Here is a 20417-nt window from a genome sequence, read left to right as displayed (position 1 = left end):
TTCAGCGATCCCCTTCGTTGGTCTGGTCGGCACCGCCGCTCCGGCGGTGCCGGGGCAGCCACTCGAAGCTCTCCGCGCTGGGCCCGCTGGGCAGGTATTCCAGGCCGACCCAGCCGCGGTAGCCGGCCCGGCCGAGCTGGTCGAGCTGACCGTCGAGGTCGATCTCGCCGGTGCCCGGCTCGTGCCGGCCGGGTGCGTCGGCGATCTGCACGTGCCCGATCCGGTCGGCGTGCTCGGCGAGCACCTTCGGCACGTCGTCGCCGTTGACGGTGAGGTGGTAGAGGTCGGCGAGAAAGGCCAGGTTGCGGGCGTCGCGTTCGACCAGCAACTGGTCGAGTACCGCGACCACGTCTGCGGCGGTACGCAGCGGGTAGGGTTGCGGTCCGCTGACCGCCTCGACGAGTACGGTGCCGCCGATCCGGGCGACCGCGGACGCGGCGAAGGCCAGGTTCGCCACCGCCGTCTCCTCCTGGGTCGCCGGGTGCAGGTCGGCGATCCGGTTTCCGTAGAGGGCGTTGAACGATCGGCAGCCGGTGGCGGCGCCGATCATCGCGACCAGTTCGACGTTCTCCCGGAACTCGGCGGACCGGGCCGGCCAGGAGACCACGCCCCGGTCGCCGCCGGGCATGTCTCCGGCGAAGAAGTTCAGCCCGACGAGTTGCACCTCGGCGTCGTGGATGGCGGCGAGGAAGGCCTCCACCTCGGAGGCTCGGGGCACCGGCTCGGCGAACGGCCACCAGAACTCGACGGCGTCGAATCCGGCCGCCTTCGCCGCCGCCGGCCGCTCCAGCAGCGGCAGCTCGGTGAAGAGGATCGAGCAGTTCACGTCGTAGCGGAGGTGATGTGCGGGCACGGATCCTCCCGGCGGCTGGATGACATCTGGCATTACCTACAGAATTCTGTATGCAGTATGGAGGCAGTGTACACCAGTCGCCGTTCCCGCAACCGCTGTCCGGGAGGCGAGGCGACCGCCGTACGCCCTGACCCGTCCCCGCCCGGCGCGGACGTCCGGGCCGGCGATACGATTCCGGCACCAGCGGACGAGACAGAGGGGTGGCCCCGGGGTTGATCGCACGCTTCGAGGAGATCGACCGACGCGACACGCCCATCGGCACCATCAGTCTTCGGCGGCGGTTGGAACCCTCTCTGCGGATCGACGTCTACGAGGTCAAACTCGGCGACGAGTTCCTCATGTCCAGCCTGTTCCCGGTGGCCGAAATCGAACTCGCCCGGCTCGGCCTGGCGCGGCTCCCCGGCACCGGACTCGACGTGGTGGTCGGCGGGCTCGGGCTCGGTTACACCGCGCGCACGGCACTGGCCGACCCCCGGGTGCGGTCGCTGACCGTGGTGGAGAGGCTCGATGCGGTGATCGAGTGGCACCGAGACGAGCTGCTGCCGCACGCCGCCGAGTTGACCGCCGACCCACGCAGCCGGCTGGTCCACGGCGACTTCTTCGCCATGGCCCACGGGACCGGATTCGATCCCGACGCACCGGGCCGGCGGTTCGACGCCGTCCTGCTGGACATCGACCACACGCCACGGCAGGTCCTGCACCCGAGCCACGCGGTGTTCTACGGCCGCGAGGGCCTGCGCCGGCTCACCGACCACCTACGACCGGGCGGCGTCTTCGCGCTCTGGTCGAACGACCCGCCGGACGAGGAGTTCACCCGCACCCTCGCCGAGGTCTTCGCAAGGCCGGTCGCGCAGGTGGTGCGCTTCCACAACCACCTACAGGACCGCGAGGCGACCAACACGGTCTACGTCGCGGAATGGGAAGGACCATCCGGCTAGGACCTCGCCCGATGAACCCGGGTCAGGTCCAGAGCAGAGCGCCGGCCAGGGAAATCAGCGCAGAGACCAGCAGCGCCGTCCCGGACCGCGACGCACTCGGAGACGAGGGTGTCAGCCGGTCAGCAGCCGGGCCGCGGCCAGGGCCAGCGGGTCGAGCGTGTCCGGCTCGGCCTCGGCCCGGGCCAGCAGCTCGGCCCGCATCCGCGGATCCCAGAACGCCCGGATGTGCCCGGCGATCGCCGCCGCCGCCTGTTCGGGCGCCTGGTGCCGGAAGTGCACGGCGATCTCGTTGGCGAGTCTGACCTGCGGCGAGGTCCCGGTGTGGGTCGACATCTCAGTCCACCATCGCCGGCAGCCGGGTCTCCGCCACGGTCGCCCCGACCGGTGCCGGCGGATTCTTCAGGCCGACCTGCACCGCCGTCACCTTGTATTCGGGACAGTTGGTCGCCCAGTCGGAGTTCTCCGTGGTGACCACGTTCGCCCCGGTGACCGGATGGTGGAAGGTCGTGTAGACCACGCCGACCGGCATCCGGTCGGAGAGGACCGCGCGCAGCGAGGTGGCGCCGACCCGGCTGGCCAGGGTGACCTCGTCGCCGTCGTTGATGCCCCGGACCTCCGCGTCGTGCGGATGGATCTCGAGTACGTCCTCCGGGTGCCACTCCACGTTGCTGGTCCGCCGGGTCTGCGCCCCCACGTTGTACTGGCTGAGGATCCGGCCGGTGGTCAGGATCAGCGGGTACTTGCGGGTGCTGCGCTCCCGGGTCGGCACGAACGGCGTCTGCACGAACCGCCCCCTGCCCCGGACGAAGCCCTCCATGTGCATGATCGGGGTGCCCTCCGGCGCGCTGTCGTTGCAGGGCCACTGCACGCTGCCGAGCTTGTCGAGCTTGTCGAAGGAGACTCCGGCGAAGGTCGGGGTGAGCGCGGCGATCTCGTCCATGATCTGGCTCGGGTGGTCGTACCGCATCGGGTAGCCCATCGCCTCCGCGATCTCGGCGACGATCTCCCACTCATGCTTGCCGGTCTTCGGCGGCATCACCGGGCGTACCCGGTTGATCCGGCGCTCGGCGTTGGTGAAGGTGCCGTCCTTCTCCAGGAAGGAGGTGCCGGGCAGGAAGACGTGGGCGAACTTCGCCGTCTCGTTGAGGAACAGGTCCTGCACCACGAGCAGTTCCAGCGCCGCCAGTGCGGCGTGCACGTGCTTGATGTTCGGGTCGGACTGGGCGATGTCCTCGCCCTGCACGAAGAGCGCCCGGAAGCTGCCGTCGAGCGCCGCGTCGAACATGTTCGGGATCCGCAGGCCCGGTTCGGCCAGCAGCTCGCGCCCCCACATGTTCTCGAACACCCCGCGTACGACGTCGTCGGAGATGTGCCGGTAGCCGGGAAGCTCGTGCGGGAACGACCCCATGTCGCAGGAACCCTGCACGTTGTTCTGCCCGCGCAGCGGGTTGACCCCGACGCCGTCCCGGCCGATGTTGCCGGTCGCCATCGCCAGGTTCGCCATCCCCATCACCATGGTCGAGCCCTGGCTGTGCTCGGTGACGCCGAGTCCGTAGTAGATCGCCGCGTTGCCGCCGGTCGCGTAGAGCCGGGCCGCCGCGCGCAGTTCCTCGGCCGGTACCCCGGTGAGTTCCTCGACCGCCTCCGGGCTGTTCTCCGGCCGGGCGATGAACTCGGCCCAGCCGTCGAAGTCCTCGCAGCGCTCCTCGACGAAGCTCCGGTCGACCAGCCCCTCGGTGAGCACCACGTGCGCCATCGCGTTCACCACCGCCACGTTGGTGCCGGGGGCGAGCTGGAGGTGGTGCGCCGCCTCGACGTGCGGCGAGCGGACCAGGTCGATCCGGCGCGGGTCGATCACGATCACCTTGGCGCCCTCGCGGATCCGTCGCTTCATCCGGGAGGCGAAGACCGGGTGCGCGTCGGTCGGGTTCGCGCCGATGACCATGATCACGTCGGACTGGGCCACCGAGCGGAAGTCCTGGGTACCGGCGGAGGTGCCGAAGGTCTGCTTCAGGCCGTACCCGGTCGGCGAGTGGCAGACCCGGGCGCAGGTGTCCACGTTGTTGTTGCCGAACGCGGCCCGGATCATCTTCTGCACCACGTAGACCTCCTCGTTGGTGGTACGCGAGGAGGTGATGCCGCCGATCGAGCCGACCCCGTGCCGGGCCTGGATGTCCATCAGCTTGCTGGCGGTGTAGGAGATCGCGGTCTCCCAGTCGACCGGGCGCCACTCGTCGGTGATGCTCTCCCGGAGCATCGGGGTGAGCACCCGGTCCGGGTGGGTGGCGTAGCCGAACGCGAAGCGGCCCTTGACGCAGGAGTGCCCCTCGTTGGCCCCGCCGTCCTTGTGCGGCACCATCCGGACCAGCTCGGCGCCGCGCAGCTCGGCCTTGAAGGAGCAGCCGACCCCGCAGTAGGCACAGGTGGTGACGACGCTGCGGGTCGGCATCCCGAGCTGCACCACCGTCTTCTCCTGGAGGGTGGCGGTCGGACAGGCCTGCACGCAGGCGCCGCAGGAGACACACTCGGAACTCATGAAGTCGGTGCCGCCGGCCGACACCTTGGAGCCGAACCCGCGCCCCTCGATGGTCAGCGCGAACGTCCCCTGCACCTCGCCACAGGCCCGTACGCAGCGGGAGCAGGCGATGCACTTGGACGCCTCGAAGTCGAAGTACGGGTTGCTGGAGTCGGTCTTCTCGTCCAGGTGGTTGGCGCCGTCGTAGCCGTACCGGACCTGCCGCAGCCCGACCACGCCGGACATGTCCTGCAACTCGCAGTCGCCGTTGGCGGAGCAGGTGAGACAGTCCAGCGGGTGGTCGGAGATGTACAGCTCCATCACGCCCTGGCGCAGCTTCTCCAGCTTCGGCGACTGGGTGGTCACCTTCATCCCCTCGGTGACCGGGGTGGTGCAGGACGCCGGGGTGCCGCGTCGGCCGTCGATCTCCACCAGGCAGAGCCGGCAGGAGCCGAACGCCTCCAGGCTGTCGGTGGCGCAGAGCTTCGGGATGTCGATTCCGCTCAGCGCCGCGGCCCGCATCACCGAGGTGCCCTCGGGGACGGCGACGGGGTGTCCGTCCACCTCGACGGTGACGGTCGCCGGGCCGGGCCTCGCCGGGGTGCCGAGGTCGGGTTCCTTCAACAGGCTCACGGTGTGGCCTCCTCGTATCGGCCGGCGGACCTCTCCCCGCGAACGGTGAAGTCGTCCGGGAAGTGCAGCAGTGCGCTGCGTACCGGCATCGGTGTCAGGCCGCCCATCGCGCAGAGCGACCCCTCGGTCATCAGCTCGCAGAGATCACCCAGCAGGGCCAGGTTGCCGTCCGGGTCCTGGCCGGCGGTGATCTTGTCGATCACCTCGACGCCCCGGACCGCGCCCACCCGGCAGGGGGTGCACTTGCCGCAGGACTCCTCGGCGCAGAACTCCATCGCGAATCTGGCCATCGCCGCCATGTCGACGGTGTCGTCGAAGACCACGATGCCACCGTGGCCGAGCATCGCGCCGGCCGAGGCGAAGGCCTCGTACTCCATCGGCAGGTCCAGGTTGGTCGCCGGGAGGTACGCCCCGAGCGGCCCGCCGACCTGCACCGCGCGGACCGGCCGGCCGGTGCGGGTGCCGCCGCCGTAGGTGTGGATCAGCTCGCCGAGCGTCATCCCGAAGGCGGTCTCGAAGATGCCGCCCCGGGCGACGTTGCCGGCGAGTTGGAAGACCTGGGTGCCCCGGGACCGCTCCACCCCGAGCGCCTGGTACGCCGCCGCCCCGTCGGCGAGGATCGTCGGCACCGAGGCCAGGGTGAGCACGTTGTTCACCACGGTCGGCCTGCCGAAGAGGCCGGTGATCGCCGGGATCGGCGGCTTGGCCCGGACCATGCCGCGCTTGCCTTCCAGGCTCTCCAGCATCGCGGTCTCCTCGCCGCAGATGTAGGCGCCCGCGCCGACCCGCACGTGCAGGTCGAAGCGGAGCCCGGAGCCGAGGATGTCGCGGCCGAGCCAGCCCTGCTCGCGGGCCACCGCGATGGCCTGGCGCATCGTCCGGACCGCGTCCGGGTATTCCGAGCGGATGTAGACGTAGCCCTCGGTGGCGCCGACCGCGTGGGCGGCGATGGTCATCCCCTCGATCAGGGTGAAGGGGTCACCCTCCATCAGCATCCGGTCGGCGAAGGTGCCGCTGTCGCCCTCGTCGGCGTTGCAGCAGACGAACTTCAGCTCGCCGGGGGTGTCCAGCACGGTCTTCCACTTGATCCCGGCCGGGAAACCCGCGCCGCCCCGGCCGCGCAGCCCGGACCCGGTGACCTCGGCGACCACCTCGGCCGGGGTGAGTTCCAGGGCGCGGCGCAGCCCGGCCAGGCCGCCGTGTGCGAGGTAGTCGGACGGGGAGAGCGGGTCGGTGACGCCGACCCGGGCGAAGCAGAGCCGGGTCTGGTCACGCAGCCAGGGCAGTTCGGCGACGACGCCCTGGCACAGCTCGTGGTCGGCGCCGTCGAACAGCCCGGCCGCGACCAGGTCGGCGACCGCCTCCGGCTCGACCGGACCGTAGCCGATCCGGCCGCGCTCGGTGACCACCTCGACCAGCGGTTCCAGCCAGAGCATGCCGTGCGAGCCGTTGCGGACCAGCCGGACCGACCGGCCGGCCTCGGCGGCGGCTCGCTCGATCTCGGCGGCGACCAGGTCGGCGCCGACCGAGAGCGCGGCCGAGTCGCGGGGTACGTAGACCGTCACCGGGGTCGTCATGCGTCCACCGCCTTCGTCACCAGGGCGTCCAGCCGGGCGGGGGTGAGCCGCCCGTGCACCCGTTCGTCGATCTGACCGGCCGGGCCGAGTGCGCAGTTGCCCAGGCAGAACACCTGCTCCAGGGTGACCGAACCGTCCGATGTGGTCTGTCCTACCTTGACGCCCAGGGTCCGCTCCGCGTACGTGACGAGCTGTTCGGCGCCGACGGACTGGCAGGCCTCGGCCCGGCAGAGCTTGACCACCGTCCGCCCGGGCGGCTCGGCCCGGAAGTCGGTGTAGAAGGTGATCACGCCGTGCACGTCGGCACGGGAGATGTTCAGCTCGCTGGCCAGCACCGGCACCACGTCGGAGTCGACATAGCCGAACTCGGCCTGGATGCGGTGCAGGATCGGCAACAGCGCACCGCGGTCACCACGATGCGCCGCGACCAGCGCGCGCACCCGATCCGTCACCGAGGGGTCCGGACTGACCACGGGGATCCCACCTCCACTCGCGCCTACTGGACCTCCACCATACGTCGCCTTGGATACCGTATGCAATATCGCCGGGAGACGCCCCCCGAGCAGCCGAGCGCCAGCGCCCCAGGGGAGCCGAGCGTTGATCAATTTCCAGTATCGCCCGCGGACAGGCGTTCCGACAGAGGGCGCTCCACTCCGGACAACGGCGGGACCTCGTGGCCAGGGACGCGCTCCGACGGCGGCGACACCGCGGCCACCCGCCGGGATCAGCCGACCGTCGGGCTACGCCGCTCCAGCAGCACCACGTCACGCCACTTGCCGTGGTGCCGCCCGACCCGCTCCCGTACGCCGACGACCCGGAAGCCGGCCCGCTCGTGCAGGGTGAGGCTGGCGGCGTTCTCCGGAAAGACCCCGGACTGGATCGTCCAGATCCCGGCGGCCTCGGTCGAGGTGATCAACGCGTCCAGCAGGGCACGCGCCACTCCCCTGCCCTGCGCGGCGGGGTGGACGTAGACGGAGTGTTCGACCACTCCGGCGTAGACCGCCCGGGTGGAGACCGCACTGACCGCGACCCAACCGAGCACCGTACCGCCGTCGTCCACCGCCACCAGCCGGTGCGCGGCGAGCCGGCCGGCGTCGAACGCCGGCCAGTTCGGAGCGGCGGTCTCGAAGCTGGCCTGTCCGGTGTCCAGCCCGGCCTGGTAGATCGCCAGCACGGCGGCGGCGTCGTCCGGCCCCATCGCCCGGATCCGCATCAGCGGCCTCCGGCCGTCGTCGGGGCGGACCTGTCCAGCACCACGTCGGCGTCGGCCATCCCCACCCTCATCGTCAGACGGCGACAGATGGTGACACTCTAACCAAGGCGGGTGCCGGCGTCAGTCGGTGAAGTGCGGATTGCCGGCGGTCAGCCGGAGGGTGAAGGCGCCCGGACTCCGGTTGACCGACACGTGGTTGCACGACTGGTAGGTGATCCACAGGCCGAGCCCGCCCGCGCCGCCGTCGGCCGCCGGCAGCAGGCCGGCGAAGGGATCCGCCGGCCCGCCCCCCTCGTCGCTGACCGCGACGACGATCCGGTCCACGCCGGCCCAGAGCCGGAACCGGACCGGCGAACGGCCGTGCCGCAGGGCGTTCGTCACCGTCTCGCTGACCGCGACGACCAGATCCTCGACCTCCTCGGTCGGGAGCACCCCGGAATCGGCCTGGTAGACCGCCTGCCGGGCCCGGTTCGGCGACGGATCGACGAGTTCGACGAGCGGCGGCGTCCGCTGGATCGGATCGGGCAGCACCGGCCGCTCCTCCGTCAGGTACGCCTTCGGCTCGGTGTACGTCTCGCTCGGCCGGCGGCCGTCGGCGGTGACCACCCGAGGGTGGGTACGCAGCACGTCCTCGAGCACCGGCGCCGGAGTGATCCGGGTGTCGTACGCGCACATGCTCCAGAGCGGAAAGCTGTCGTACGCGTGGTTGATCGCCGATTCGTAGCGGGCCCACCAGTCCCAGGTCGCGCCGAGCGCGGCCCGGGGCACCTCGCCGATGATCCGGATCTGCCCGGCGCCCCCGGCGACGTATCCGGCCAACATCCGCTGGTAGGACCGGATCGCGACGGCCGGGCGGGCGTAGAGGTCGCCGCCGGGCAGGAAGGTGACGCCCGAGTCGGCCGGCAGCGCGGCCCGGACCAGTGCCCCGGTCCGCTCGCCGAGGGAGACCACCGTCGGCTCCCCGGCCGAGACACCGCCGAGCAGGAACGGCAGCACGACCGCGAGAAGTTCGTCGTCGGAGTCGTATGTCACGGCCTCGTGGTAATAGCCCTCGTGGCCGGCGGCGGCGCCTGTCCTCATCGCGCCGCCTCGACCCGCACGCCGGAGAGCCCGAGCATCTCGACGAGGCGGGCGGCGGCGGTCCACGGGGTCCGCAGCACGGCGGTGGCGTCCCGACCACCGGCGTAGTCGTGCAGCCGGGTCAGGCAGTTGTGGTCGATGAACCGCAGGTCACCGGCGCGCACCACCAGCTCGCCGTCGACCGGGTTCAGGTCGGCGTGCTCCAGCGCGGTGGCGAACATCTCGTGGTTGAAGGTGTCCAGCTCCCCCGCCAGCGCGGCGGCACCGTCGCCGGGATGGCAGGCGTAGAGCCGGAACAGGACATCCGGGACGTTGCTCACCGGGTGCAGACAGGCCAGGTCGGCGACCGTCCGGTCACCCAGCTCGGGCCGGTGGTAGGCGCACATCGCCGAGAGCGGCCGGACCCGCATGTAACGGTCGATCACATGCTCGTAACGGGCGAACGCCGCGAGCTGGGCCGGAGTACGCACCAACGGCGTCGCGTCCGCCACGACCCGCAGCCCGGTGTAGCCGGCGGCCAGGGCCGCCTCGGTCGCGGCCGTGTAGCGGCCTACCTGCTCCATGGGGTCGATGACCTCGCCCGGGTAGGTCACGTCCAGTCCGACCACCCGGGCGGCGCCCCGCCGCAGCGCGTCGGCGAACTCGACCAGCCCGGCCAGCCGCTCGACGACCGGCTCCGGCTTCCCTGGCACGACATACCAGACGCGCTCACCGGCGGCCAGCCCCTCGGCGAGGAACCGCCGGGCCCGGAGGTCGAATGCCGCCGGATCGTCGTAGGACCAGCAGACATGACCGTACGGCGAGTCCGCACGAAAGTCGATCACGCTGGCACCCACATCCGAGAGTGTAAGCCGCGCGGGCCCGCAGGTCATCCGCCGGGTAACCGGCACGTCCGTCCCCCGGTCGGCCCGTGACCTGCCCGGTCGACCTGGTTTGCCGCCGCGACGCCGGGGTAGCCGCCTGTCTCCAGCACCGTCGCCGGACGGAAGGGGCGTGCGATGAGCGGTCCGGGACAAACCGTGGGAAGCCAGCCGTGGCTGCACCAGCACGACGGACGGATCCAGGAGTTCGGCACCGTACGGCAGTTTCCGCTCGGGCTCTCCTCGAACGCCCGGATGTACTCCTGCCAGCGGCTCAACCAGGTGCTGGCGGACACCCAGATCCTGTACGCCCTCTACAAGAAGCACCACTGGTTGATGCGCGGGCCCACCTTTTACCAGCTCCACCTGCTGCTGGACAAGCACGCCGGCGAGCAACTGGCGCTCGTCGACATGCTCGCCGAGCGGGTGCAGACGCTCGGCGGGGTGGCGGTCGGCGATCCCCGGCACGTCGCCGAGATCACCCGGATCCCCCGACCGCCGGACGGCGCCGAACAGGTGCCCGTGATGCTCTCCCGACTGCTGGAGGCGCACGAGACGATCCTGATCGACGTACGCGACGCCGCCGGGCGGGTGGCCGAAGCGGGTGACGACGGCAGCAACGACCTGCTGGTGTCGAACGTGCTCCGCACCGGTGAGTTGCAGGCGTGGTTCCTCGCCGAACACCTGGTCGAGGTGCCGCTGGCCCGGAGCTGACATCAGCTCGGATAGACCTCCAGCTCGGAGAGCTGACCGGCCGGCCAGCCGGTGTTGCCGGTGAACTCGAGCCGGACGTACCGGGCCGGAGTGGCCGGGAAGGTGACCGTGACGGTGTTGCCGCCGGCCGGGTCGAACCGGTGCGCGGCCGACGCCGACAGGGTGCCGAAGGAGTTGCCGTCGGTGCTGCCGCGTACCGCCAGGGTCTGGGTACGGGCACCCCAGGCGGGCGACGGCGGCAGCCTGAGCACCAGCCGCCCGACCGGCGTACCGGCGCCGAGGTCGACCTGTACCCACTGCGGGAAGGCGTGGTTGGGGCTCTCCCAGTAGCTGTCCGGGTTGCCGTCGACGATGTTGCCCGAGGCGTAGTGCTGGACGTGCCCGCTCTCGGCGGTCGGGCGGCCGCGCGCCAGGTTGGTGCCCGGCTGAGGACCGGGCCCACCACCGGCGACCGGCGGGGTGGGCCGGACCGGGGTCAGCGGGAGTTGGCCCTTGAGCATCCGACCGCCGTCGGCGGTGATCCGCAGGTAGTAGTCGGACGAGCAGAACGTGCCGTCCTCGTCCAGCGCCCGGATGCCGGCGCCGGCCGGGGTGCTCGCCTGGGTCTCGCTGGTCTTGGCGATCTGGTTGCCCTCGTTGAACTCGTCGAACATCGAGACGTAGAGGCCCTGCGCACCCAGCCGGACCATGTTGTAGAGGTGCCGCCAGTAGAAGTCGCCGTGCCGGCGGTGCCCCGCCGAGAGGTCACCGGGCATCACGCACGGCTGGTAGTCGATCCCCCGGGCGTCGCAGTCGGCCTGGTCGGGCCGGTTGACGTTGGTGTAGAACCAGTCCAGCCCGTCGAGGGTGCCGGTGCGGCCGACCATCCACGGCGAGATCATGTCGAACGCGTGGTAGACGTCGAGGAAGCCGGGCCGGGAGTCGTTGATCCCCTCCCGCCAGTACGTCGGCACCCCGCCGATCACGTAGCAGCCCTGCGCCTTGAACCAGTTGACCACGTCGAGGCAGGGTGCCGGCGGGAACGGGCGGCCCGGGTCGTTGAAGCCGAAGCCCCAGACGCAGACGACCGGCCTGCCGTTCTGCCGCGCGTACGCCGGTGAGGAGGTGTGCGCCGACATCTTCGTCGACCAGTCGATCTTGATCTCCGTCTGGAAGTTCGTCCAGCTCGTGACGTCGTACATGATGTAGTACTTGCGCCCGAACCGCTCGGCGGCGGCCCGGACCTTGGCTGCCATCGCGTCCCGGGTCGGCCCCTCGTCACCCATCGGGTTGAACCGTTGCAGCGCGGCGGTGTCGCAGTTGTGCTCGCGCATCCACCGGAAGTGCGTGTCGACGGTCTGCTGGTCGTAGGAGGAGAAGAGTTCGGCCGGGGCGCCGTTGCCGAGGTTCGGGTACGCCGTCGGATAGCGCCGGTCCAGCTCCCGCAGGTCGGGCCAGGAGACGATGGTGGTGTTGCCCGGCGACGGCGGCTGGAACCGGTCGCGGCTCCAGTGCCACCAGCCGCCGATCGGCGCGCCGTCGCCGGGACAGGCGAACCAGCCCTGGTAGCCGACCGAGATCTTGCCGACCACGTCGCCGGGTGGGCTGGCCGCGCCGGCCGGGCGGGTCATCGCCGTGAGCAGTTCGGTGGTGGAGACGGCGGCCAGGGCTCCGCCGGCCGCTGTGGAGGTCAGGAATCGTCGGCGTGCTAGCGCCATGGCTGCCGCTCCTCGGGGGGAAGGGACGCGGGTCGATGCCTCAGCCTGCCAGGACACGACTCGACCTCGCAAGAGTGCGACACTGATGCGAAAAATCTGGAGCGTCGATGAGAAAGAACGGAACCGGCGCCGTTCAGTCCCGGCCCGACCGCCGGCGCCGCCGAGGCTCGATCCGGGCCCGCGCCCGAGCGATCTTGACCGCCCGGGTCAGCGTCTCGATGTCGTACGCCCCGTAGTGCCGGCGGTCGTTGATGAAGAAGGTCGGGGTACCGGAGACCCCGCTGAGGTCGGCCGAGTCCACGTCCTTGGCCACCCGGGCCGCGTGCTCGTTCGTCATCAGGTCCGCCTCGAACTGCTCCCGGTCGAGGCCGAGGTCACCGGCGAACCCGACCAGGTCGTCGACGCGCAGCCGGTCCTGGTGGTCGAGCAGCAGGTCGTGCATCTCCCAGAAGGCGCCCTGGGCGGCCGCCGCCTCGGCCGCCTCCGCCGCGAGCTGCGCCTGCGGATGGACGTCGGTCAGCGGCAGGTGCCGCCAGACGTAGCGCAGGTCGACGTCGGCCAACAGCTCGCGTACCGCCGGTTCGGCCTGACCGCAGTACGGGCACTGGAAGTCGCCGTACTCGACCACCGTGACCGAGGCGTCCGCCGGACCGCGGACATGGTCCCGGCGCGGGTCGACCGGCGGAACGAGATCGAGGAGCTGGTCCGCGTCGCCGAGCAGCGCCCGGGTCCGCCGCGGCTTCGGCAACGCCGAGGTGATCCGGAAGACGACCCAGGTGAGCAGGGCGGCTACCAGCGAGGCGGCCAGCACTCCGACCTTCGCCTCGGCGAGCTGGTCGTCCTGGAAGGCGAGGGTGGCGATCAGCAGCGACAGGGTGAAGCCGATGCCGGAGATGGTGCCGCTGGCGAGGACCCCGGCCCAGCCGACCGCCGGCCGGATCCGGCCACCGGTGACCCGGTCCACCAGCCAGGAGACCCCGACCACCGCGACCGGCTTGCCGACGACGTACCCGAGGAAGACGCCGACGGTCACCGGCGCGGTGACGGCCCGGGCGAGGAACCCGGCGTCGAGCACGATGCCGGCGTTGGCCAGACCGAAGAGCGGGACGATGAGGAAACTCGACCACGGGTGGTAGATCCGCTGGAGCCGGTCGTTCGGCGACAGGGTGCGGGTCAACCCGAGCGTGGCACTGCGGGCCAGCTCGGCGGTGGGCTGCTCCCGGAAGAGCTTGAACAGGCCGCTGGCGTACTCCAGGGCACCCCGGGCCGGTGAGTACGCGGTCGCGGTGAGGCCGATGGCCAGCCCGGCCACCACCGGCTCCACGCCGCTGGCCAGCAGCGCCGCCCAGAGCGCGACGCAGAACGGCAGGTAGACCAGACCTCGCCGCACCCCCAGCGCGCGCAGCCCGAGCAGCGCCGCGAAGAGCCCGATCGCCACCCCGAGCGGCACCACGGAGACGTGCTCGGTGTAGACCACCGCGATGACGACCAGCGCCACCAGGTCGTCGACCACGAAGACGGTCAACAGGAAGATCCGCACCTGGTCGGGTACGCCGCGTCCGAGCAGCGAGATCAGCCCGAGGGCGAGCGCGGTGTCGGTGGACATCGCCACACCCCAGCCGTGCGCCCCCGGACCGCCCCGGTTGACCAGCAGGTAGATCCCGACCGGGATCACCATGCCGAGCACACCCGCCGCGAGCGGTAGCACGAACCGCCGCCGGTCCCGCAGGTCGCCGAGATCGAACTCCCGGCGCGCCTCCAGCCCCACCACCAGGAAGAACAGGGTCATCAGACCGCTGTTGACCCAGGTACGCAGGTCGCGCGCGACGCCGACGCCGTCCAGCCGGATCGACAGCTCGGTGCCCCACACCGCCTCGTACGACGAGTTGTCGACGTTCGCCCAGACCAGCGCCGCGCCGACGGCCGCCACCAGTACCCCGGAGCTGCCCGCCTCGGTACGCACGAACCGGCGCAACGGCGCCGCGATGTCCTGGGCCCACGCCGTCCGACCGGACATCCGGGACGAAGGCCGCTCGGTCACCGGTATCCCCCGTCCGGTCAGCTAACCCCACCGCCGGGCACGAACCCGACGGACGGGCCCGACGGACCCGGCCCGCACGGGGAGCACGGCCGTGTACGCCGTGTACGCCGTGCGGGAGTGTCGACTCCACCGAGATTTACCACGTTCTCCCGGTCACCTGGGCCGCTCCGCCGAACCTCGCCGGGAATCCGCACCCGGTGCCGGTGGTTGTGCCCGACGGAAACCGGCGGAGCAGCCGCTGGTTCGAGGCGGAGGAGAGCAGTCATGAAGGTCCGCAGCTCGCTCCGGGCGTTGAAGCAGAAGCCGGGCTCGGTGGTCGTACGCCGGCGCGGCCGGGTGGTCGTGGTCAACCGCGCCAACCCGCAGTGGAAGAGCCGCCAGGGCTGACCCGGCAGCGTCAGTCGCGCGGGCGGATATCCCGGGCGCGTCAGTGACGCGGGTAGATATATTGTGACCGTTCCACCACACTGCGCAGGTCGATGACTGACCGCGAGCCATGGAGGACGGGTGACCGACCGGTCGGGCGAACGATCGCCGGGGCTGTCGCACCGGGAGATGGCCCGGGTGGAGACCGTCGCCGAACTGGCCGCGCTGCTGCGTCAACTCCGGCGCCGGGAGGCCCGGCTGGAGGGGGCGAGCCCGCTCACCTACCGGGAGCTGGCCGCCAAGACCGGCTGGTCGCGAGGGATCCTCGGCGAGTACTTCGCCGGCCGGGTGCTGCCGCCCACCGACCGGTTCGACATCCTGATCCGGCTGCTCGGCGCCACCCCCGGCGAGCAGGGCGCCCTGGCCACCGCCCGGGACCGGGTCGAGGAACGACGCCGCTCGGCCGCGACGGCGGCCACCGCGGCGGTCCCGTCCTCGCGCCAGCTTCCGCCGGCCGTCCCCGGCTTCGCCGGCCGGGCCAGCCAGCTCGCCGCACTCGACCGGCTGCTGGAGGCGGATCCGGTCGCGCCGGTGGCACTGATCACCGCCGTCTCCGGCACCGCCGGGGTCGGCAAGACCGCGCTGGCACTGCACTGGGCGCACCGGGTCGCCGACCGGTTCGCCGACGGGCAGCTCTACCTCAACCTGCGCGGCTTCGACCCGACCGGAGCGCCGGTCGGCCCGACCGAGGCGATCCGTACCCTGCTGGACGCCCTCGGAGTACTGCCGCAGCGCATCCCGGCGACCCTGGACGCACAGGCGGCCCTCTACCGGGGGCTGCTCGCCGAACGGCACGTGCTGGTGCTGCTCGACAACGCCCGGGACGCCGACCAGGTGCGCCCGCTGCTGCCCGGTGGCCCCGCCTGCCGGGTGCTGGTGACCAGCCGAAATCAGCTCGCCGGCCTGGTCAGCACCGGAGGCGCCCGGCCGATCACCCTGGACCTGCTGACCCGGGCCGAGGCCCGGCAGTTGCTGGCCGCCCGGATCGGTCCGGCCCGGGTGGCGGCCGAACCACAGGCCGTCGACGACATCATCACCGCCTGCACCCGGTTGCCGCTTGGCCTGGCGATCGTGGCCGCCCGAGCCGCGCTGCACCCCGAGTTTCCGCTCGACGCGCTGGCCGGAGAACTCCGCGACGCCCGGGGCGGACTGGCGGCCTTCGCCGGCAGCGATCCCGCCTCCGACGTACGCGCCGTCTTCTCGTGGTCGTACCGGGCACTCGGCCCCGGTGCCGCCCGGCTGTTCCGGCTGCTCGCCCTGCACCCCGGGCCCAGCGTCGGCGCACTCGCGGTGGCCAGCCTCGCCGGCCTGCCACCGTCACGGGTCCGGCCGCTGCTCGCCGAGCTGACCGATGCCAACCTGGTCGCCGAACACGGCCCCGGCCGGTACGCCTGCCACGACCTGCTGGTCGCGTACGCGGCCGAGCTGACCACCGCGGTCGATCCGGAGCAGGAGCGGCGGGCCGCCACCACGCGGGTGCTCGACCACTACCTGCACACGGCGCACGCCGCGGATCGCCGGCTGGACCCGCACCGTGACCCGATCCCGCTGCTCACGGCCTCGCCCGGCGTCACGCCGGGGCAGATCGCCGACCACTGCGCCGCGCTGGCCTGGTTCGACCTCGAACTGCCGGCGCTGCTCGCGACCGCCGAGGAGGCCGCCGCCGCCGGGCTCGACCGGCACCTGTGCCGGCTGAGCCGGACCATGGCACACGTGATGGAGCGGCGGGGGCACTGGCACCGGTGGGCGGCGGTGCAGGAACTCGCCGTGGCGGCGGCCCGGCGGCTGGGCGATCCGGCCGAGGAGGCACACGCCCGGCGCAGTCTCGGCCGGGCCCAGATCCACCTCGGACAGGTCGACCGGGCCGTCGCGCACCTGGACACCGCGCGCGGGCTCTACCAGTTGGCCGCCGACCGGCTCGGCCAGGGCAGGATCCAGTTCGACCTGAGCTGGATCGCGGTCCGGCAGAACCGCTACCCCGACGCGCTGCGGCACAGCCGGGAGGCGCTGGAACTGTTCACCGCCGCCGGCAGCCGTTCCGGACAGGGCCGGGCCCTCAACAACATCGGCTGGTGCCTGAGCTGGCTCGGACACCACGAGGAGGCCGTCGAGTACTGCCGACAGGCCCTCGACATACTCCTCGAACTCGACGACCGGTTCGGCGCCGCCGACGGCTGGGACAGCCTCGGGCACGCTCAGCACCAGCTCGGCCGGTACCGGGAGGCGGCCGAGTCGTACCAGCACTCGTACGCGCTCTGGCGGGAACTCGGGCACCGCTACCAGGAGGCGGACCTGCTCACCCGGCTGGGCGAGACCCAGTCGGCGATCGGTGACCTCGACGCCGCCTCGGACGCCTGGCACCGGGCGCTCGACATCCTGGACGGCCTCGACCACCCGGACGCCGAACAGGTGAAGGCCCGTCTCGACCGGGTCGGCCGGGCACCGAGCCGCTGACCCGTCCCCGGCTCTCCCACCTCGGTCGCACCCCGCCGGGTCGGCCCGACGGAACCGGCCGGCGTACCCGGTGCGGGGCGCCGGGCCGACGCGTGGCCACGTCGGCCCGGCCCACCCGGACACCCCCTCGTCGTCCGGGCCGCCCGGTGCGCGGGACCGACTCTGCCGCCCGGCGGGGCCGGCGGGGCCGGATCTTGGACCGGGTTGGACACCGTTGGACAGCACCGCCCGGCACGAGCGTCGCCGTCGCCTCCGCCGGACGCGGAGCGACAGCGCCGGTGCCGTCGACCGCCGCTTACCCCGCCCGACGCTCAAGGGGCGGCTACGGGCGGCGGCGGGCCCTGGCCAGGGCGGTCAGCACGGCGGCCAGCGCGGCGCTGCCCACCATCCCGACCGCCGCGCCGACCAGGGCGCGTACCGGTGAGGCCGGTGGACGGGGCCGGGCCGCCCAGCGCCGCTCCGGACGGGGCAGCGACCGCTCGCCCCGCAGTCCGGCCCGGAGCAGTTCGGCGAGGTGCACGGCCCGGCGCCCGTTCGCGGCACCCTGCTCGATCTGGGTCCGGCAGCTGAACCCGTCCGCGACTACCGCGACGTCCGGGTCGGCGGCCCGCACCGCGGGCAGCAGTACCCGCTCGGCACAGGCCACCGAGACGTCGTAGTGCCCCTGCTCGAAGCCGAAGTTGCCGGCCAGCCCGCAGCAGCCGGAATCGAGGAAGGTGGCCGTGATGCCCGCCTCGTCCAGCACCGCCCGGTCGGCGGCGGTGCCGAGTACGGCGTGCTGGTGGCAGTGCGTCTGCACCAGGGCCTGGGTGGGCAGCGTCGGCGGACGCCAGTCCGGGGTGTGCTGGTGCAGCAGCTCGGCGAGCGTGACGGTCTGCCGGCGCAGCTTGGCGACGTCCTCGTCGTCGGGGAAGAGTTCGGCGGCGTCGGAGCGGAACACCGCCGTACAGCTTGGCTCCAGGCCGACGACGAGGGTACCGGCGCGCAGGTACGGCCGGAGGATCTCGACGCTGCGCCGCAGCACCCGCCTCGCGGTGTGCAGTTGACCGGTGGAGATCCAGGTGAGCCCGCAGCAGAGCGCCTGCTCCGGCACCCGGACCCGCCAGCCGGCCGCCTCCAGTACCTCCACGGCGGCCCGCCCGACCGCCGGGGAGAAGTGGTTGGTGAAGGTGTCCGGCCAGAGCAGCACCTCGCCCCGGCTGCCGGTACCGTCGGGGCGGCGCGCGGTGAACCAGCGCTGGAACGTCTGGTCGGCGAAGAGCGGCAGCTCGCGGCGCCGGTCGATCCCGCCGACCGTGTTGATCAGCGGGGTTGCCCCGGGCAGCCGGAACACCGCGTTGACCAGCCGGGGCGCCCGGGCGGCGAGGGCGGCGGCCAGCGGCAGCCAGCCCATCGAGTAGTGCGCCCGGGGCCGCAGCCGCCCGGCGTAGTGGTGGGAGAGGAACTCCGCCTTGTAGGTCGCCATGTCCACGTTGAGCGGACAGTCGGACTTGCAGCCCTTGCAGGCCAGGCAGAGGTCGAGGGCGTCGCGCACCTCCGCGGAGCGCCAGCCGGCACCGACCGGGCCACCCCGGGCGGTGCCGTCCAGCATCTCGAAGAGCAGTCGGGCCCGGCCCCGGGTGGAGTGCTTCTCCTCCCGGGTCACCTGGTACGACGGACACATCACCCCGCCGTGCTGGCGTCGGCACTTGCCCACTCCGACGCAGCGCAGTACGGCCCGACCGAAGCTGCCCCCGTCGTCCGGGTAGCGGAAGACGGTGTCGACGTCCCCGTGCCGGTAGTTGGGACCGATCCGCAGCGTGCTGTCCAGCGGCAACGGGGCGACCACCTTGCCGGGATTCATCCGGTCGTCCGGATCGAAGATCGCCTTGACCTGGCCGAAGGCCCGGACCAGCCGGTCGCCGAACATCGCCGGCAGCAGCTCGGCCCGACCCTGCCCGTCGCCGTGCTCGCCCGAGAGCGAGCCGCCGTACGAGACGACGAGGTCGGCGGCGCGTTCCAGGAAGGAGCGGAACCGGGCGATCCCGTCGGCCGTGGTCAGCGGGAAGGGCAGCCGGTTGTGCAGGCAGCCCTGGCCGAAGTGGCCGTAGATCGAGGCCTGGTCGAGGTCGTACTCCCGGTAGAGCCGGCGCAGGTCGCGCAGGTAGTCGCCGAGCCGGTCCGGTGCGACCGCCGAGTCCTCCCAGCCCGGCCAGGTGTCCGGCATCCCGGCGACGAAGGCGGTGGCGCCGAGCCCGGACTCCCGGACCGCCCAGAGCTGTGCTTCGTGCGCCGGGTCGACGAAGCGGCGCACACTCGGCCCGCCCGGCCGGCGCATCGCCTCGGCGAACCGCCCGGCGGCCTCGTCGGCCTCCGGCTGGCTGTCGGCACCGAACTGCGCCATCAGCCAGCCGCCGGCCGGAGGCACCAGTCGCAGCGCCGCCGGGTGCAGGTGCTTGCGCTTCTCGAAGTCGATCAACTTGTCGTCGATGCCCTCCAGCGCGATCGGCTGGTACGGCAGCACCCGTGGCACGTCGTCGGCGGCCGCCGCGATGTCCGGATAGCCGAGCAGCACCAGCGAGCGGGCCGGGACCACCGGCACCAGCCGCAGCCGGGCCCGCAGGATCGTCACCAGGGTCCCCTCGGCACCGACCAGGGCCTGGGCGACGTGGAAGCCCCGCTCCGGCAGCAGACTGTCCAGGTTGTAGCCGGAGACCCGGCGGGGGATGTCGGGGTAGCGCCGCCGGATCTCGTCGGCGTACTCGTCGCGCAGCGCCCGGAGCTGCCGGTACACCTCGGCCGGGCGGCCACCGCCGCGCTGGATCCCGGCGTACCGGTCGTCGTCGGTAGCGCCGACCCACATCCGGGTGCCGTCGTAGAGGAGTACCTCCAGTTCGACGACGTTGTCGACCACCTTGCCGGTGCGCTGTGCGCTCGCCCCGCAGGAGTTGTTGCCGATCATGCCGCCGACGGTGCAGTGGTCGTGGGTGGCCGGCTCCGGCCCGAACTCCAGCCCCAGCGGGGCGAGCCGCTCGTTGAGGGTGTCCCGGACGATGCCGGGCTCGACCAGGCAGGTACGTCGCTCGGTGTCCACGTCCAGCAGCCGGGAGCAGTACTTCGACCAGTCCAGCACCACCGCGACGTTGGTGGACTGGCCGGCCAGGCTGGTACCGCCGCCTCGGGACAGCACCGGGGCGCCGAAGCGCCGGCAGACCGCGACCGTCTCGACCGCCGCCTCGACGGTGCGCGGCAGCACCACCCCGAGCGGGATCTGCCGGTAGTTGGAGGCGTCGGTGGAGTAGGCGGCCCGGCTGCCGGCGTCGAACCGCACCTCGCCGTCGACCGTGGCCCGCAGCTCGGCCGACAGCCGGCGAAGGTCGACGTGGCTGGCCCGGGGTGCGCGGGTCACCGGGTCCGGCAGCGAGACGGCGCTCACG

The 20417-nt window shown here is 72.2% G+C and carries 15 protein-coding genes; 4 read left to right on the top strand and 11 right to left on the bottom strand.

The annotated features are described in order from the left end of the window. Position 1: 1 nt before the first annotated feature. Positions 2-853, bottom strand: a complete 852-nt coding sequence (locus V1634_RS17060; RefSeq protein WP_331208818.1) for a hydroxypyruvate isomerase family protein — start codon at positions 851-853, stop codon at positions 2-4. 281 nt (positions 854-1134) lie between these two features. Here V1634_RS17060 and V1634_RS17055 point away from each other — a divergent pair, with 281 nt between their 5' ends. Further along, positions 1135-1791 carry a polyamine aminopropyltransferase gene (locus tag V1634_RS17055; protein ID WP_331208817.1) on the top strand — a complete coding sequence of 219 codons (657 nt, stop codon included), beginning with the start codon at positions 1135-1137 and terminating at the stop codon, positions 1789-1791. A gap of 111 nt (positions 1792-1902) precedes the next feature. Here V1634_RS17055 and V1634_RS17050 read toward each other — a convergent pair whose 3' ends face one another. The 7 genes from V1634_RS17050 to V1634_RS17020 form a co-directional block, all read right to left on the bottom strand. Next, entirely contained in the window at positions 1903-2124 is a 222-nt protein-coding gene (locus tag V1634_RS17050) for a formate dehydrogenase subunit delta (protein WP_331208816.1), read from the bottom strand. Position 2125: 1 nt separating this feature from the next. Then, on the bottom strand, positions 2126-4939 hold the full coding sequence (gene fdhF, locus V1634_RS17045) for a formate dehydrogenase subunit alpha (RefSeq protein ID WP_331208815.1): 2814 nt from the start codon (positions 4937-4939) through the stop codon (positions 2126-2128). Then, positions 4936-6516: a formate dehydrogenase beta subunit gene (locus V1634_RS17040; protein ID WP_331208814.1), complete on the bottom strand. Its 1581-nt coding sequence runs from the start codon at positions 6514-6516 to the stop codon at positions 4936-4938. Before V1634_RS17040 ends, fdhF begins: the two co-directional genes overlap by 4 nt. After that, positions 6513-6989, bottom strand: coding sequence for a formate dehydrogenase subunit gamma (locus V1634_RS17035; protein ID WP_331208813.1), 477 nt, complete (start codon positions 6987-6989; stop codon positions 6513-6515). Before V1634_RS17035 ends, V1634_RS17040 begins: the two co-directional genes overlap by 4 nt. Before the next feature lie 251 nt (positions 6990-7240). Next, positions 7241-7729, bottom strand: a complete 489-nt coding sequence (locus V1634_RS17030; RefSeq protein ID WP_331208812.1) for a GNAT family N-acetyltransferase — start codon at positions 7727-7729, stop codon at positions 7241-7243. A 120-nt stretch (positions 7730-7849) separates the two neighbouring features. Next, a complete protein-coding gene (locus V1634_RS17025) occupies positions 7850-8809 on the bottom strand; it encodes a sensor histidine kinase (protein ID WP_331208811.1) in 960 nt (319 codons plus the stop codon). Next, positions 8806-9633, bottom strand: a complete 828-nt coding sequence (locus V1634_RS17020) for an MEDS domain-containing protein (protein WP_331208810.1) — start codon at positions 9631-9633, stop codon at positions 8806-8808. The genes V1634_RS17025 and V1634_RS17020 overlap by 4 nt, the downstream gene beginning before the upstream one ends. A 195-nt stretch (positions 9634-9828) precedes the next feature. On the opposite strand from V1634_RS17020, the gene V1634_RS17015 reads away from it, so the two are divergent. Beyond that, a complete protein-coding gene (locus tag V1634_RS17015) occupies positions 9829-10383 on the top strand; it encodes a Dps family protein (protein WP_331208809.1) in 555 nt (184 codons plus the stop codon). Positions 10384-10385: 2 nt separating this feature from the next. Here V1634_RS17015 and V1634_RS17010 read toward each other — a convergent pair whose 3' ends face one another. Then, positions 10386-12080, bottom strand: coding sequence for a discoidin domain-containing protein (locus V1634_RS17010; protein ID WP_331208808.1), 1695 nt, complete (start codon positions 12078-12080; stop codon positions 10386-10388). Positions 12081-12213: 133 nt separating this feature from the next. Next, positions 12214-14097, bottom strand: a complete 1884-nt coding sequence (nhaA, locus tag V1634_RS17005; RefSeq protein WP_331209116.1) for a Na+/H+ antiporter NhaA — start codon at positions 14095-14097, stop codon at positions 12214-12216. Positions 14098-14385: 288 nt separating this feature from the next. Here nhaA and V1634_RS17000 point away from each other — a divergent pair, with 288 nt between their 5' ends. Beyond that, positions 14386-14508 (top strand): 50S ribosomal protein L36, encoded by a 123-nt coding sequence (locus tag V1634_RS17000; RefSeq protein ID WP_030490864.1) that lies wholly within the window; start codon positions 14386-14388, stop codon positions 14506-14508. 120 nt (positions 14509-14628) lie between these two features. Next, positions 14629-17001: an ATP-binding protein gene (locus V1634_RS16995; RefSeq protein WP_331208807.1), complete on the top strand. Its 2373-nt coding sequence runs from the start codon at positions 14629-14631 to the stop codon at positions 16999-17001. Positions 17002-17323: 322 nt separating this feature from the next. Here the strand turns inward: V1634_RS16995 and V1634_RS16990 are convergent, their stop codons facing one another. Continuing rightward, a complete protein-coding gene (locus V1634_RS16990; protein WP_331208806.1) occupies positions 17324-20416 on the bottom strand; it encodes an FAD-binding and (Fe-S)-binding domain-containing protein in 3093 nt (1030 codons plus the stop codon). Position 20417: the final 1 nt, after the last annotated feature.

It is taken from the genome of Plantactinospora veratri (assembly GCF_036421995.1).
Classification (GTDB): domain Bacteria; phylum Actinomycetota; class Actinomycetes; order Mycobacteriales; family Micromonosporaceae; genus Plantactinospora; species Plantactinospora veratri.
This window is presented reverse-complemented; position numbering and strand designations above follow the sequence as displayed.

Bases quoted from the DNA above. Each gene is read 5' to 3' on its own strand.
- nhaA (WP_331209116.1), bottom strand. From the start codon at position 14,097: ATGTCCGGTCGGACGGCGTGGGCCCAGGACATCGCGGCGCCGTTGCGC.
- V1634_RS17000 (WP_030490864.1), top strand. From the start codon at position 14,386: ATGAAGGTCCGCAGCTCGCTCCGGGCGTTGAAGCAGAAGCCGGGCTCG.
- V1634_RS17025 (WP_331208811.1), bottom strand. From the start codon at position 8,809: ATGAGGACAGGCGCCGCCGCCGGCCACGAGGGCTATTACCACGAGGCC.
- V1634_RS17050 (WP_331208816.1), bottom strand. From the start codon at position 2,124: ATGTCGACCCACACCGGGACCTCGCCGCAGGTCAGACTCGCCAACGAG.
- V1634_RS17040 (WP_331208814.1), bottom strand. From the start codon at position 6,516: ATGACGACCCCGGTGACGGTCTACGTACCCCGCGACTCGGCCGCGCTC.
- V1634_RS17010 (WP_331208808.1), bottom strand. From the start codon at position 12,080: ATGGCGCTAGCACGCCGACGATTCCTGACCTCCACAGCGGCCGGCGGA.
- V1634_RS17030 (WP_331208812.1), bottom strand. From the start codon at position 7,729: ATGCGGATCCGGGCGATGGGGCCGGACGACGCCGCCGCCGTGCTGGCG.